Source organism: Alcanivorax sp. HI0007 (genome assembly GCF_001635525.1).
In the GTDB taxonomy this organism is placed as follows: Bacteria; Pseudomonadota; Gammaproteobacteria; order Pseudomonadales; family Alcanivoracaceae; genus Alcanivorax.
Genome location: NZ_LWEJ01000206.1, coordinates 1 through 330, shown reverse-complemented (window position 1 = coordinate 330; position 330 = coordinate 1). Strand labels below are relative to the sequence as shown.

Sequence of the window (330 nt, the reverse complement as noted above, 5' to 3'; positions counted from 1 at the left end):
CCACGCCTAACAGCATAAACGCCGGGCCCTGCCCGGCGGCTGTGCGGTTTCTTTATAACAGGAGATTCCCATGATCAAAGGACTCGCGATTACTCCCCCCGTGATTGGCCGCATTAGTATTGGCCGCATGGTGGAAAAGAACGGCAAGCGTCTGCCGGAGAAAGACGACCAATTCACCATCACTACCCAGATCCAGACCCGGGAGGGCTGGCTACCGCACCCACTGGATGAGGCCCTACGCCAGGAGGTACAAGGCAAGAAGCTACGCAGCATTCCCGTCACCCTGCCCTTCAATGATCCGGACCTGAACCTGCGGGCGGAGTACACCTT

Annotated in this window: 1 pseudogene; it reads left to right on the top strand. The window is 58.5% G+C overall.

Annotated features, from left to right (window positions below):
* Nucleotides 1–70: 70 nt before the first annotated feature.
* Nucleotides 71–330: pseudogene (locus tag A3714_RS10465) on the top strand (hydrolase or metal-binding protein); the annotation flags it as partial.